This is a genomic window from Paraburkholderia sp. RL17-337-BIB-A (genome assembly GCF_046025895.1).
GTDB classification, from domain to species: domain Bacteria; phylum Pseudomonadota; class Gammaproteobacteria; order Burkholderiales; family Burkholderiaceae; genus Paraburkholderia; species Paraburkholderia fungorum_C.
The window spans coordinates 2737538-2751634 of the sequence record NZ_JARESY010000001.1 but is presented as its reverse complement, the minus strand read 5'-3'; the positions used below and the strand labels follow the sequence as shown (position 1 = coordinate 2751634).

General features: G+C 64.7%; 11 protein-coding genes and 2 pseudogenes. 11 read left to right on the top strand and 2 right to left on the bottom strand.

All coding sequences use genetic code 11. The features are described from left to right. Positions 1–50 precede the first annotated feature (50 nt). Positions 51–1478, bottom strand: a complete 1428-nt coding sequence (locus P0D84_RS12405) for a collagen-like triple helix repeat-containing protein (RefSeq protein WP_408336730.1) — start codon at positions 1476–1478, stop codon at positions 51–53. A gap of 173 nt (positions 1479–1651) precedes the next feature. Beyond that, a complete protein-coding gene (locus P0D84_RS12400) occupies positions 1652–3439 on the bottom strand; it encodes a collagen-like triple helix repeat-containing protein (protein ID WP_408336728.1) in 1788 nt (595 codons plus the stop codon). Between the two features lie 668 nt (positions 3440–4107). On the opposite strand from P0D84_RS12400, the gene P0D84_RS12395 reads away from it, so the two are divergent. From P0D84_RS12395 to P0D84_RS12345, 11 genes and pseudogenes are all read left to right on the top strand, one after another. Next, positions 4108–4296 carry a Flp family type IVb pilin gene (locus P0D84_RS12395; RefSeq protein WP_408336726.1) on the top strand — a complete coding sequence of 63 codons (189 nt, stop codon included), beginning with the start codon at positions 4108–4110 and terminating at the stop codon, positions 4294–4296. A 162-nt stretch (positions 4297–4458) separates the two neighbouring features. Further along, a complete protein-coding gene (locus P0D84_RS12390) occupies positions 4459–4959 on the top strand; it encodes an A24 family peptidase (protein WP_408336724.1) in 501 nt (166 codons plus the stop codon). A 124-nt stretch (positions 4960–5083) separates the two neighbouring features. Beyond that, the gene (locus P0D84_RS12385; RefSeq protein ID WP_408336722.1) at positions 5084–5530 is read left to right on the top strand and encodes a TadE/TadG family type IV pilus assembly protein; all 447 of its coding nucleotides are present in this window, start codon (positions 5084–5086) and stop codon (positions 5528–5530) included. A 13-nt stretch (positions 5531–5543) separates the two neighbouring features. After that, complete coding sequence (cpaB, locus tag P0D84_RS12380; protein WP_408336720.1) at positions 5544–6482, top strand: Flp pilus assembly protein CpaB; 939 nt, start codon at positions 5544–5546, stop codon at positions 6480–6482. A gap of 33 nt (positions 6483–6515) precedes the next feature. Beyond that, positions 6516–7957 (top strand): annotated as a pseudogene (locus P0D84_RS12375) (type II and III secretion system protein family protein). 144 nt (positions 7958–8101) lie between these two features. After that, positions 8102–9347 (top strand): annotated as a pseudogene (locus tag P0D84_RS12370) (fimbrial protein). A 3-nt stretch (positions 9348–9350) separates the two neighbouring features. Then, complete coding sequence (locus tag P0D84_RS12365) at positions 9351–10700, top strand: TadA family conjugal transfer-associated ATPase (protein ID WP_408336718.1); 1350 nt, start codon at positions 9351–9353, stop codon at positions 10698–10700. Between the two features lie 11 nt (positions 10701–10711). After that, the gene (locus P0D84_RS12360) at positions 10712–11716 is read left to right on the top strand and encodes a type II secretion system F family protein (RefSeq protein ID WP_408336716.1); all 1005 of its coding nucleotides are present in this window, start codon (positions 10712–10714) and stop codon (positions 11714–11716) included. A gap of 2 nt (positions 11717–11718) precedes the next feature. Then, positions 11719–12750, top strand: a complete 1032-nt coding sequence (locus P0D84_RS12355; protein ID WP_408336714.1) for a type II secretion system F family protein — start codon at positions 11719–11721, stop codon at positions 12748–12750. A 40-nt stretch (positions 12751–12790) separates the two neighbouring features. Further along, on the top strand, positions 12791–13657 hold the full coding sequence (locus P0D84_RS12350; protein WP_408339808.1) for a tetratricopeptide repeat protein: 867 nt from the start codon (positions 12791–12793) through the stop codon (positions 13655–13657). 122 nt (positions 13658–13779) lie between these two features. Further along, positions 13780–14097, top strand: coding sequence for a DUF3613 domain-containing protein (locus P0D84_RS12345; protein WP_408336712.1), 318 nt, complete (start codon positions 13780–13782; stop codon positions 14095–14097).

The following is a 14097-nucleotide window of genomic DNA, read 5'->3' as shown; positions in this document are numbered from 1 at the left end:
GTCTGATGGGACGTCTGATGCGCATGGTTTCGACCAACGACTTATGCGGACTACTTATGACTTGCCGGCAAAATTCCGCCGAGCAAGTTCGTCAAGCCACCCGTCGGACTACTCGAACTGCTCGTCGAGCCGGCCGCTGAGCTGAGCGTGCCGGTCAACTGGCCGACGAGTGCGGTCACGGGGGCAAGCGGGCCACCGCCGCTGCCCGATGCGCTGCTCGTGACACCGGAGAGCGTGCCGGTCAGCGCCGACAGCGGACTCGACGCGCTACCCGTGCCGCCCAACGTCGAAGTCAGCGAACTCAAGGGCGTGCCACCCAGAAGCGAAGTCAGCGAACCCAGCGGCGAGCCGCCCGTCGCCGAAGTCAGCGAACTCAAGGGCGTGCCGCCCAGCGCCGAGGTCAGACCTGACAGAGGTGTGCCACCGAGCAGCGTCGATAGCGAGCCGAGCGGATTGTTGCCGAGCCCCAGACTCGCGAACGTGTTTTGCAGCGGGCCGAACGGGCTGCCGTTGGCAGGCGGCCCATTGACGACGGCCACATTGGTGCTGCCGACGAGGCTCGTCAGCAAGCCGGGAATCGGATTCGCGCCGTTCGGGCCGTTCGGATTGACGAGGCCGCCGGCGTTCGTCACCGTGTTGCCGAGCGAGCCGACCAGCGTGCCGAGATCGGCGCCGAGCGGGTTCTTCGTTGCCGCGCCGACTTGCGACCCGGCCGAACCCAACGCGCCGCCGACTTGCGCAAGCACGCCGCCTAGCGGCGCGCCGAGGCCGGTCTGCGTGCCGACGGTTTGTGTCATGAGTCCGGCGGTCTGCACGATCGGTGTGATCGCGGTGCTGATCGGCTGGGTGATCTGCTGCACCGGGACGGAGGCGAGCGAATTGCCGAGCGTCGTGCCACCGGCGTTCAGTGCGCCGGCGGTCGTGGAGAGGACGGTTGCCAGTGGCGTGGTGAGCGGCGACAGCGGCGCGAGATTGCCGCTGCCTAAGCCGCCGACCGCGGTGCTCAGACCTTGCACGACACCGCTCGTCGAGCTGACCACCGAGCCGAGTCCGGCGACCGTGGTGCCGACTGGATTGGCGGTCGTGCCGATCTGACCGACGCCGCCGCTCACCGCGTCGGCAAGCGAGTTCAGCGTGCTGCTCGTGCTCGACACCGCGTTGCCGAGACCTTGCGTGACTTGCGGGCTGAGGCCCGGAATGGTCTGCGAGGCGATCGCGTTGCCGAGGTCGGTGGTGGTCTGCGCCGCGGCGGTGGCGAGGCCGGTGGTGCTCGCGGTGGTGGGCGTGGTCGTGCCGGTGCCGCTCGTACCGCCGCCACCGCCGCTACCGGGACCGACAGAGGCGCTCGGTGGCGCAGTGACGCCATTGCCGCCACACGCCGCGAGCAGGCCGGCGGCGGCTACGGCGATCAACGGTGCGCGCAACGACGACACGGTCGCGCACGACGCATGGAGAGTAAAAAAACGTTGGGTGGACATGTGTGCTCCTCAGTGTCTTTTAGGTGTCGTGCGTTGTTTCCGTGCGCCGGTGCAACGATGGATGAGCGGCGCCGCTCAATTCAGCCTGGGTCCGGCGGAGCCGTGGCGCGGCTGGCGAGCCGCACTCCGGGTGCCGGTTACTGCACTTCTTTCGATGGCTTCGGCGTCCTTGCTTACTTCTTCGTCAGACCGCCGAGCAAGCCGCCGAGCAGCGACGTCACCGGGGCGAGCGCATTGCTGCCCGATCCCTTGCCGCTGGTGGCCGACAGCGACAGGCCAGCGTTCGTGTTGGTCGAGGCGGTGGTCGTCGTGGTCGTGGCGGCCGCGGTTGTCGCGACGCCGCCGAGTGCGCCGGTGGCGCTCGAGAGCAAGCCGGTGACTGGGGCGAGCGGGCTGCTGCTGCCGGTCGCGCTGCTCAGGCCGCCCGTCACGCTCGAGAGCAGGCCGGTGACAGGTGCCAACGGACCGCCGCTACTCGAGGCGCTGCCCAGGCCGCCCGTCACGCCGCTGAGTGCGCCGGTGAGCGGAGCAAGCGGGCTGCTGCCGGTGCCGCCTGTCGAGCCGCCGAGCGCGCTGGTGAGCGGAGCGAGAGGGCTGCTGCCAGTGCCGCTTGTCAAGCCGCCAAGCGCGCCGGTGAGCGGAGCGAGCGGACCGCTGCCGGTGCCGCCTGTCGAGCCGCCGAGCGCGCTGGTGAGCGGAGCAAGCGGGCTGCTGCCAGTGCCGCCTGTCAAGCCGCCAAGCGCGCTGGTGAGCGGAGCGAGCGGACCGCTGCCGGTGCCGCCTGTCAAGCCGCCGAGCGCGCTGGTGAGCGGAGCGAGCGGGCCGCTGCCGGTGCCGCCTGTCAAGCCGCCGAGCGCGCTGGTGAGCGGAGCGAGCGGGCTGCTGCCGGTGCCGCTCGTCAGCCCGCCGAGTGCGCTGGTGAGCGGCGCCAGCGGATTGCCGCCGGTGCCGCCGGTGACCAGGCCGCCCACCGATGCGACCGTGGTGCCCGTCGCCGTGACCGTCTGGCCAAGCGCCGCTGTGATCGGGTTGACGCCGGTTGCACTGATCACCGAGCCGGCCTTGCCCAGGCCGCCGCCGAGGGTCGAGAGCACGCCATTCAGCGGCGCGCCGAGACCCGTAGTGTTGCCGACCGTCTGCGTCGTCGCCGCGACGATCGATGTAATCGGCGTGATCGCGGTGCTGAGCGTTTGCGTGACTTGCTGAACGGGGCCTGTCGAGAGCGCGGCGGTGAGCGTGCTGCCGCCGTTGGCCACTGCGCCGCCGAGCGTATTGACGACACCGCCGAGCGGCGTGGTGATCGCTGCCAACGGCGCGAGCGGGCCGCTGCCCAGGCTCGTCACGAGGCTACCCGCATCCGTCACTGCGCCGCCGACATGATTGACCACACCACCGAGGCTCGAGACTGTCGTGCCGACTGCGTTGCCACCGGTGCCGAGTTGGCCGAGCCCTTGCGATACACCGCTGCCGAGCGTCGAGACCGCGGCCCCGACTTGCTGCACGATGCCGCCTGCGGCCTGAGTGGTTTGCGAACTGACGCCGGGCAGGTTTTGCGAACCGATCACGGTGCCGATGCTCGAGACCGTCGAGCCAATGCCGCCGACCACACCGCCGGTGTTCCCGACTACCGGGTCGAGCGCATTCGCGACCGGCGTGGAGCCTCCCGTGCCAGTACCAGAGGTTCCCGTACCGGAAGTTCCCGTACCGGATGTCCCTGTACCGGAAGTTCCCGTACCGGATGTCCCTGTACCGGAAGTTCCCGTGCCCGAACCGCCCGAGCCCATCGAGCCGCTACCGCTGCCGGAAGTGGAAAGTGTGCCGCCGGCAGAGCCGCTGCCGTTGCTGCCGGTGCCGGAACTCAGGCTTCCCGAGCCTCCGCAAGCGCCAAGAGACAGCATCGCTGCCACGCCGGCCGCAATCAGGGTTGTTCGTACCGTGGTGTTGGCCGTTTGAATGTTCATGTCGTCCTCGCATCGCATGTGTAGTTAGGTGTTGCTGCGCGCCTATCTCTGCACGAGTCGTGCCATTTCGACTGAGTAATGCGGGACATTTTTTAATCGAAGGACGTAAAGCCATATGCAATAAGGCTTTGGAAGTGACCGATGGAGTGTCCGCTAAATCAGATTTACATCGGGAATCCGCATTCGCTAAACGTTTGCGAGGGCTGTGTAACGTAACGAGCCGCACGCGCCGTTACGATGTACGCCGTAACGCGGGCGCAATGAGGGATGCCGCGCGATTGAAACGAAACGTTCAAACGTTCTCTTCAAACAGATATTTAGTGGAGCGAATCTAACTTATGGTTACTCCTATGTGCCGAAACGAACGGACCGCCGTTAACCTTGATGAACGCGGAAGATGCATAGGTTGAGAGGATCATGCGCGCGGGCAATTGCTTTAATAAGATCGATACGTTATAAAACTCGAAAGTATCAAGAGTTGACGAGGGAGGTGCGATATCGAACAGACAACAAGCTGCTATCCGTTTTATCGAGGCACGCTGCGAGGGGATGTTGTGGTGGCGTAACAAGAGGGCCTGGAATGAGAGACCACAGGCCCGGATGCTGAAGCACTCCCCGATCCAATGCGGCACGCAAACAAACGAAATAAATCAAGTCCGAGGGTAAAAATGAAAAAGTTCACACTACGCTTCCTGAGAGATAACAAAGGCGTTACGGCCATTGAGTACGGTCTGATCGCAGGGCTTCTGGCGGTGGTCATCGCGACGTCGGTCACCGGCGTCGGCAAGCAGATCAGCGCCGTGTTCGACGCCGTCACGGGTACGCTCACCACTACTTCAATACCTAAGGCATCCTGATAACGCGACCGCCTTGGGCATACAGGCAAACACATCGTGAGGATTCCTTGATCAAGGCGGCAGACTTTCCGCATCCTGATCAAGGCATCTAATCAGAGTACGAAGGCGGATACGGACTGCAACAGTGGTCCGTATCGGTTAATCACGCCTGTCGAGTGCAACATGAAATTGCTGACCGCGTTTCTCTTATTTACCGCCTGGGCTGCCGCAGTCGTTGTCTGTGATTGCCGCGCCCGGCGTATTCCTAATTCGCTAGTTATTGCTGGTCTTGTCGCGGCATTGACCTGTGCGCTTGTATTGCAAGCGCCATTTGGCGTGTCCATCATGCAGGCAGTAATCGGCATGGCCATAGGGCTGGTCGCACTGATGCCGTTCTTCGCGCTCAACATGATGGGCGCGGCCGACGTCAAGGTATTCGCCGTCCTTGGCGCATGGTTCGGAATGCATGCATTGCTGGGGCTGTGGATGATGGCAAGCGTTGCCGCAGGATTGCATGCCCTCTGGCTGCTCATCAGATCTCGCACGCCACTGGCCGCGCTCATCAGAGGCTCCGCACCGACTTTCGAAGTGGCCGGCAGACGTGCCACGCCCTACGCCGCCTGTCTGTGTGTTCCTGCCGTGATCGCACTGACGGTGCGCATATTAGCGGAGCATATTCAATGAACTCATACGTCGAACCCACGGCGAGGCGATTGAGGCTCGGTCATTCGCGCGTGATCATATTGATGGTGCGCATATTCGCGGAGCATATTCAATGAACTCATGCGTCGGACCCCTGGCGAGGCGAATGAGGCTGACTCATTCGCGCCGGCAGCGCGGCAGTACCGCTATCGAATTCGCGATGATCTTCCCGCTGTTTTTCGTCGTGCTGTACGGGATCATCACGTTCAGCATGATCTTTGTTGCCCAGCAGAGCTTGACGCTTGCCGCCGAAGAGGGTGCGAGAGCGGCACTGCGGTACCAGCAAAGCGACAACCCGACCGACGCCCTCGCCGCACGGGTCAATAACGTGTGCCCGACGGTGTACGGGATGTTGACGAAGATGGTCTCCACCGCTGGCTGCAGTGCAACAAGTGCCGCCTGCAACACAGGGATGCAGTGTGTGAACGTCATTGTCACCTACTCCTATGCGGACCACCCGCTGGTCCCCTCATTGCCGATATTGGGCGACGTTCTGCCCACGACGCTGACGAGCAGCGCGACGATACAACTCAACCCGCTGAACTTACTGTGATCGACGCTTCATCATGCCTAATCTGACCAAGATCGCCGCCGGGTTGTTGATAACCGTCGCCGTGCTGCTCGGTGTTTTCGCGTGGACGCTCGCGCGCCGGCCTGCGCAGGCGGCCGTCGTTGTCACGCCTGCTGCACATGCCAGCTTTCCGGTGGTGGTGACCACGCGTGACTTGCCGGTGGGCAAACCCATCACGGCCGATGCACTGCGCGTGCAATCGTTGCCGATCAATCCGACCGGCGCGTTCGCCGATCCTTCACTGCTCGTTGGCCGCGTGCCGAATACGGACCTCGGTGCGCAATCGCCGGTTCTCGAAGCGCAATTGTCGTCGGGGATTGCCGAGCGGATCGAACCGGGCGAGCGGGCAGTGGCCGTGCGTGTCGAGGAGGGCAACGCGGTCGGCAATCGTCTGCGGCCAGGCAATTTCGTCGACGTGTTCTTTACGCTCAAGCGTGACGGCACCATGGGCGCCGGCGAGATCGATCAGTCGCAGGCACGGCTTCTGATGTCGAAGGTGCGGGTGCTGGCTTTCGGCAACGCGACGGCGGGCAACGACACGACGGGCGATCCGAACGGCATGGTCCGCACCGCGGTGCTCGCGGTGCCCGTTGCCGATGTGGACCGGCTGACACTCGCTGAAACCTCCGGGCGCCTGGTGTTTGCATTACGCAATCCGCGCGATCCCGAAGTGGCCGACGAGAACGCATTCGCGCCCTTACCCGGCGTGCTGAAAGTCACTGCGCGCGTGAGCGATGCCGAACCGCTCAAGGATTCCACGCGTGCCGCCGCGGGGGTCGCGCTCGACGCCCTGTCGGGCAGCACCGGCACGGCCAGCAAGCCGCGTCCGTCGTTCGCGCCGCGCATCGGCGTGCCGGTGGTGCATACCGCGGGCAACACAAATAGCGGCATTGAAGTCATACGAGGTGGGCGTACCGAAACGGTCGCCCAATAGAGGGTTCAGGGGACCACGCGCGTCCATAAGAATATGAAAAATCGAATTGATGCATTCGGGTTGGCGGCCATGTTATGCGCCGCGTCTTTTGTCGCGTCGCCGGCGAGCGCAGCGTCGGGCAGCCCGCAGACGGTTGATATCACGGTCGGTGCGCAGCAGTCGCTGGCACGCGGCCACACACTGCGCCGTGTGGCGATTGGCGACCCAAGCGTGGCTGATGTGCTGATCATCAAGGGTGACAAGACGGGCGGCGTGCTGTTGATCGGCAAGTCGCCCGGCACCACGAATCTGATGCTGTGGGAGCGCGGCAGCGACGTGCCGATGTCCTATACCGTCAACGTGACGACCATCGCGTCGCGCGCGCTGCTCGGTCCCGATACGCCGTCGGTCCGCGTGCTCGGTGACACGGCGCTGATCACGGGATCGACCTCGACGATGGAGAAGCATCAGCGCGCGGTCGCCGCTGCTGAGATCGAGGCGAGCCAGCGCGCGGCACTCGGCTCCGGCGGTGGCGGCAGCAGTGCGGCCGGCGGCGCGGGCGGAGGACGGGGCAACGGTAACGGCAATGCGTCACCTGCAACGGGCGCTGCGGACGCGATCTACGACACGTCGACCGTTGCCTCGCGCTCGGTCGTGCAGGTCGACGTACGCGTCGTCGAGTTCAGCCGCTCCGTGCTCAAACAGGTGGGCTTGAATATCATCAAGCAGAACAACGGCTTCACGTTCGGCTCGTTTGCGCCGTCGGCCATGACGTCGGCGACGGGCGGTTCGACGCCGAGCTTCGACTCGATTGCGCCGATTTCGTCGGCGTTCAATCTGGTTTTCAATTCGGCCACGCATGGTCTGTTCGCCAACCTGAGCCTGATGGAATCGAACAACCTCGCGCGCGTTCTCGCCGAGCCGACACTCGTGGCGCTATCGGGCCAAAGCGCGAGCTTTCTCGCCGGTGGTGAAATTCCCGTGCCGATTCCGCAGGGACTTGGCACCACGTCGATCGAATACAAGCCTTATGGCGGTGTCTGACCTTGACGCCGACGGTGCTGAGCCCACAGCGCATCGCGCTGAAAGTCGCGCCCGAAGCGAGTCAGTTGGACTTCTCGAACGCGGTGACGATCAGCGGCGTGTCGGTGCCCGCGATCACCACGCGCCGCGCCGACACGACAGTCGAACTGGGTGACGGAGAAAGCTTCGTGATCGGCGGACTGATCGATCGGGAGACGATCTCGAACATGGCGAAGGTGCCGCTGCTCGGTGACCTGCCAGTCATTGGCGCGTTCTTCAAGCAGCTGAACTACCAGCAGAACGACAAGGAGCTCGTCATCATCGTGACGCCGCATCTGGTTGCTCCGCTCGCGAAAGGCGCGACGCTGCCTTCGACGCCGGGCGAGCAGTCCGAGCAGCGCAACGGTCCGGTGTGGCGTTCGTACCTGGGCGGTGTGGCGGCACGCGATGCGGTGCCGGGATTTTCCAAATGAGCCGGCGTGTGCGAACGGTGCGAGTGTCAGCTCGCTCACGCCGGCAGATGAGCATGGTGGGCAGCCCCAAAGGGCGGCCTCCATTGAGCAGTGCGCAATACAAGGCGGTGGCTTTCCAGCCGATGCCGCGAGGGTGTGTGCAACATGAACGCGAGAACGCATTCATTGACTGAACGGGCTATCGCCGATTATTTCGTGTTCGCGTCGCTGGACGACGAGCATGTGCATTGGCTCGCCGAAACCTTGATCGGTGCCGGAGCGGTGGAAGCCGTGACGCTCGATCCGGGGATGCTGACGCAACGGATCGGCACGCTGAACCCGTCGCTCGTGTACGTCGATTTTTCGGGCGGGCGCGCGGCGGCGGCAAGCGCTGCCGCGAGCGCGGTGCGTACCGTTTATCCCGGACTGCAGATCATTGCGATCGGTTCGCTCGCCGAGCCGGAAAGCGCGCTCGCCGCGTTGCGAGCCGGCGTCAGGGATTTCATCGATTTGTCCGCGCCGGCGGCCGATGCGCTGCGCATTACGCGCCAGGTGATCGACAACCTTGTCGAACCGGTGAGCCGCCACGGCCACGTCACGGCCTTGCTCGGCGCGCGCATCGGCATGGGTGTGAGCACGCTCGCCGCGAATCTTGGCGTCATGCTGCAGCGGCGCGACGTCGCGCAAGGCCGGCAGGCGGCGCTGCTCGATCTCGGTTTGCCCGCCGGCGACGGTTCATTGTTGCTCAACACCCGCAGCGAATTCAATTTCGTCGATGCGGTACGCAATCTGCGCCGCTTCGATCAGACTTTCGTGCATACGGCGCTGTCGCACCATGCGAGCGGTCTCGCGTTGACCTCGCTGCCGGCGAATCTTGCCGATATGCGCGAGGTGTCGTATTCGTCGTCGGTCAGTCTGCTGAACCGGCTGCGGGCCTTTTTCGACCAGCAGATCATCGATCTCGGCGGCTTTACGAACAGCGAATTCATCGCGCAGGTCGTGCAGTCCGCCGATGACACGTGGCTCGTCTGCGATCAGGGCGTCGGATCGATCGTGTCGGCGGTCGGCGGTCGGCGTGCTCGACGCGCTGCGCGAGCAGGGCGTCAATACGGACACCGTGCGGCTCATCGTCAACAAGTTCGACCCCGATCTGGGTCTGGCCGCCGCGCAGATCGCGCAGCGTCTGGACCTCGAGCTGCTGACGACGCTGCCGGAGCGGCGCGTGCCGCTTGGCCAGACGGCCAACCAGGGGCAACTGCTCGCTGACACGTCGGCGCGCGATCCGTATGTGCGCGCACTCGAACCGCTGATCGAGCAACTGGGCGGCGCCGCGCGCGCGAGCACGCCGGTCGGCAAATCCGCACTCGTTGCGCTCAGGCGCTTTATTCCAACTTCTAACAAGCGGTCATAGACGATGGCAAGAGAGATCGAATTTGCCGACGACGCACCTTCGTTTGCACATAGCCAGCAGTTCCAGGACATCAAGAACGCCGCGCATGAACATCTGCTCACGCGTATCGAGGAGCTTGGTTCGGAGTTCGGCCGCTGGTCGCGCAACGCGATCAACCAGTTCGTCGATCTGGAAATGGACAGCTTCGTACGGTTGCGCCGGATCCCGATCAATGAAAGCGAGGTGCGCACGATCGCCGAGGCGCTGACCAAGGAACTCGCGGGCTTCGGTCCGATCGAGGATCTGCTCAACGATCCCGCCGTCGAAGACATTCTGATCAACGGCTACAACGACGTGTACGTGTCGCGGCACGGCATCCTGACGAAGATCCAGGTGCGCTTTGCCGACAACGCGCATCTGTTGCGCATCGTGCGGCGTATTCTTGCGCCGATCGGCCGGCGCCTCGACGAATCGAATCCGATGGTCGATGCGCGCCTGCCGAACGGCGGCCGCGTGAACGTGGTGATCGAGCCGTTGTCGATCGATGGCCCGATCGTGTCGATACGCAAATTCCGCAAGGATCCGCTGCGTCCCGACGATCTGCTTGGCAACGGCACCTACAGTGCCGAAATCGGCGCGCTGCTCGAAGCCGCGGTGGCCGCGCGCTGCAACGTGCTGGTGGCGGGGGGGACGAGCTCGGGCAAGACCTCGCTTCTGAACGCGCTGGCGTTTCATATTCCGGAGCCGGAACGCGTCGTCACGATCGAGGATACGGCCGAACTGTCGCTGAACCATCCCCACGTGGTTCGGCTCGAAAGCCGCCCGGGCGGTTTCGACGGCGCGGGCGTCGTGACGATTCGCGACCTGTTGCGCAATACGCTGCGCATGCGCCCGGATCGCATCATTGTCGGCGAAGTGCGCGGCGGCGAAGTGCTCGAAATGCTGCAGGCAATGAACACCGGCCACGACGGCTCGATGGGCACCGTGCACGCGAGCTCGCCGCGCGAATGCCTGTACCGGCTCGAAATGCTGGCCGGCTTCGCGGGCTTTCAGGGTACCGAATCGAGTCTGCGCCGGCAGATCGCCAACGCGATCGACTTCATCGTGCAGATCGGGCGTCTGTCGAACGGCAAGCGGCGCATTCTGTCGGTCACCGAAGTAACGGGCCTGTCCGACAACATCATCGCCACCCAGGAACTGTATCGCTACGAACCGGTGCTGACCCAGAACGGCGATGAGCGTGACCAGTGGGTATCGCTTGGCATTCATCCGCATTCGCCGAAGCTCGCACGCTTTCGTCAGGCGTTGGGTGGCACGGGCGATGACGGCGGCTTCGGCAGTGGCGGTGGCTTTGGCGGCGGCTTCAATGTCTAACGGAGGCGTCCATGTCTAGCGCGCCGCTGATCTTTGCCGCCCTCGCGCTGCTGTGCGCGGCGGGCGCGCTGCTGGTCTTGCAGCGTGGCGCGCGGCGCAGCGGACAGGTCAGCACCGAACGTTTCATCGACAGCCGCATGGCCACGGCAACGCCGGGCGTGCCGGCGGCACAGGTGAGCGGCCAGGCGGCGCGTGTTGCGCGCCCGGCGCCGCAAGCGCCGCAAGCGCCGCAAGCGGGGGCGAGCCTCGGTGCGCGCTTGCACTATCTGAAAGCGCGGCTGGGGTTTGCATTCGGCAACCTGCTGGGCAGAGCGGGTCTCGCAAACGCACGCGGGCCGCTTTATCTGATCGCGGCGCTCGTGGTGGCGTTAATGTGCCTTGCCGCCAGCCGGGGCGGTCTTCTCGCAGCCGGCGGGACGTTGTGCGCGTGCGCGGTGTTCGGCTACTTCCTGCTGTCGATGCGTGCCCAAAAGCGCCGCCAGCAGATCGTGCGGCAAGTGCCCTTGTTTCTCGACGGCATTGTGCGTCTGATCACGCTCGGCAATAGCGTGCCGGCGGCTTTTCAGGCGTCGTTGCAAACCACCGAGGCGCCGTTGCGTGAATGCCTCGATCAGGTATCGCGGATGCTGCGTACCGGCGTCGAGATCGACCGCGCGCTGTCGCATGTCGCCGTGCTGTACGGTGTTGGCGAGCTCGAACTGGTGGGCGCGGTGCTACGGCTGTCCGTCAAATACGGCGGACGTGCCGATGTGATGCTCGACCGGATGTCGTCGTTCATGCGCGACCTCGAACAGGCTGAACGGGAACTGGTCGCGATGTCCGCGGAAACAAGGTTGTCGTCGTGGGTATTGGGTCTATTGCCGGTCAGTATCGCGGGCTTCCTGATCGTGTCGAATCCGGGCTATTTCGGTTCGATGTGGTATGACCCGACCGGCCGGCTGTTCGTTTATCTGGCATTCGCGTTGCAGCTGGTGGGTGCCTATCTTCTGTACCGGCTTGCCCGGCTGCGGAGCTGACCATGCGTCCCGATCGCCTCCTCGCCCTTGCGCTCGCGCTCGCCGCGCTTGCCGCGCTCCTGATCGGCGCTCTGTTGATCGCGCGCCTCGCGGCTGCCCGGCGCAGCGAACGCAGACTCGCACACGCGCTCGACGAACGCGCGCTGCAAAGCGCCGCGCTCACGGCTGCCGCAGCGGCAACGAGTCAGGCGGATGCCGCGCCGGCTGGGCAACATGCACCGAGGCCGAAGCGTTCGAAAGGCACGAAAGGTACGCAAGGCACGAAAGCGCTGCTTGAACACTTAGCGCACGCGGGTATTCGCTGGCTCGACACGCCATTTGGCCGCCAGATTGTGGCCGACGAAGATCGCCGTTTGCTCGAGCAATGTGGCTTTGTCGACGCGCGCACGCGCGGACTCTTCCTGATCGCGCGACTTGCCGGCGCGTTGGTTCTCTGCCTGTTGGCCGTGCTGCTGGCAAGCGACTATCTGAACGGCCCGCGCTATATGGCGCTCGTGGTCGCCGCGCTGATTATCGGTTTCATGTTGCCGAAGGTGCTGCTGTCGCGCCGGGCGGCGGCGCGTCGCCACGGCGTGGTCGATGAACTGCCGATGCTGCTCGATCTGCTACGGCTGCTGCAAGGCGTCGGCCTGTCGCTCGACCAGAGCTTGCAGGTGATGGTGAACGATTTTCGCGGCGTGCTGCCGGTGCTGTCGAGCGAGCTTGAAATTGCGCAGCGCCAGTTCGCGACGGGCCGCACGCGTGAGCAATCGCTGAACCGGCTGGCCTCCAGCTATAGCAATGAGGATCTGCGGGCGGTGGTGCGCCTGCTGATCCAGGTGGACCGCCACGGCGGCGCGGTGCAGGAACCGCTCAAGCAGTTTGGCGACCGGCTGCGCGAAACGCGACGCGCGGCGCTGCGCGAAAGGATCGGCCGGCTCACCGTAAAAATGACGGGCGTGATGATTCTGACGCTGCTGCCGGCGTTGATGATCGTGACGGCAGGGCCGGGCGTGTTGTCCGTTTTGCACTCGCTCGAATCGGCACGGCGATGAGGACTGGACGATGAAATACCTCCTGACAGCGAGTCAAGGGATGCGCTGCCGGCAAGGCGGGCGCTGGGCGCTGACGCTGGCCGTCATCGCGTTGCTCGGCGCCTGTGCGTCGAAAGAAACGGGTTATGGCGTCGGGCCGCAGGCGGAGCGCCAGGCGCTGATTCAGCAGGCCGATCGGGATCCCGCTCCGGATACGCCGGGCATGTATCTCGGGCTCATCGACAAGATGCAATCGCAGGGCCTGTACTACGCCTCGCTCGCGCATATCGACGCGTACGAAAAGCAATACGGCGTGACGCCCGACACGATCCTGCTGCGCGCGGATGCGCTGCGCATGACCGATCAGCCGGCCGCCGCGAGCGATGCCTACGCGAAGCTGCTGCAAACGCCGCTGGCGGCGCGCGGCTATTGGGGCATCGGCTTGCTCGCGGGGGAGAAGGGCGATTTCGGCCGCGCCGCGCAGGAATTGCAGCAGGCCGCGCAGCTCGTGCCGACCGACGCGGGCATGCTATCGGACCTCGGTTATGCACGGTTGCGCGGCGGCGACGTGGAAGGCGCGCGCGTGCCGCTGATGAAGGCGGCGGAACTGGATCAACAAAGCCGCAAGATCGCGAGCAACGTCATCTTGCTGATGCTGGTGGACGGCCATGTAGCGGACGCGAAGGCGGCGATGGTTCAACTGGACCTTTCGTCCGACGTGCGAGCCGCGATTGGCAAGCAGGCCGAAGCGGTCGGAAAGGCGGTTCGCGAGCGGCGTATGGCGGCGACGCTCGCGCAGGCCGCGATGGCAACGTCGGCGGGAGCGATGACAAATGGCCAGTCGCCTTCAGACCCGGCGCGCAGTGACACGTCACTGGCGGACGGACTGCAGGGACGCCTGCTCGATCGCCCCTCCCTCAGCAGGTAGCAAGTGATATTTCCATGGATACGACGATGAATGATGTTCGGATAACTGAAGATGCTGAACGGGGCGTGAGTGCCGGTGTCGGTGCGCGCCGGTCGACCACGAAAGCGCACGGGGACATTGCGATGAAGTTGATGTATGTCACGCTGGTCGGCGCCGTGTTGCTGGCCGGCAGCGATATGGCGGCCGCTCAGCAAGCGGCTCAACAGCCAGCTCAACAGTCAGCTCAACCACCGGTCCAGCAGATCGGCGACGCGACAAGCGCATGGTTGCAGCTCCAGCGCAGCGGAGCAGCGGGGAGTGAACCTCAGCCCATGCTGGGTGCGGAGGCGACGGCGGCTTATCGGCGCTATCTGGACTCGTTCAACAGCAAAATTCCACCGTTCTTTGCATCGTCGCTGCAATCCCAGCAGGGGAGCGGTCCGGGTGGCGGAGCCAATTGA